This is a genomic window from Nguyenibacter vanlangensis (assembly GCF_013376155.1).
GTDB lineage: Bacteria > Pseudomonadota > Alphaproteobacteria > Acetobacterales > Acetobacteraceae > Gluconacetobacter > Gluconacetobacter vanlangensis.
Window position 1 is genome coordinate 1 of record NZ_JABXXP010001270.1, and the last position, 533, is coordinate 533.

Genomic DNA, 533 nt, shown 5'->3' on the forward strand with positions numbered 1-533 from the left:
GTCCGGATCGATTCGGCCGGCACCGGCGACTGGCACGCGGGCGATCCGCCCGACCGGCGGGCGCAGGCGGTGGCCCGTCAGGCCGGGATCGATATTTCCGGCTATCGCGCCCGGGCGGTGACCGTGGAGGATTTCCGCCGCTTCACCCACATCCTGGCGCTGGATCACGACAATCTGCGGACCTTGCGCGCGCGCCGTCCGCCCGACGCCACGGCGCATCTGTCGCTGCTGCTGGATCATGTGCCGGGCCATGCCGGCCGGCCGGTGCCCGACCCGTATTACGGACAGATCCGGGATTTCGAGACCACATGGGACCTTGTCTCGCAGGGGGCCGAGGCGCTGGCGCGCGCGCTGGCCGGTGCCCCGCCCCGGGATATCTGAACCATGGGGCGTGTGTTGCGGCCGCCGGCCGTTCTGCGGCCTGCATTTTTTCTGCCAGGTATTTTTTTGTGGTCCCTTTGTGTGGCGGCCCTGCTTGGTTCAAGTATGCGGGCCGGGGCGGGGGCGGCGCCGCCGGTCGACAGGCTGCGCCT

Annotated in this window: 1 protein-coding gene; it reads left to right on the forward strand. The window is 70.2% G+C overall.

Annotated features, from left to right (window positions below; all coding sequences use genetic code 11):
* On the forward strand, window positions 1-381 hold a 381-nt coding region (locus tag HUK84_RS22535; RefSeq protein ID WP_176642081.1), incomplete at its 5' end, for a low molecular weight protein-tyrosine-phosphatase.
* Between the last annotated feature and the right edge of the window lie 152 nt (window positions 382-533).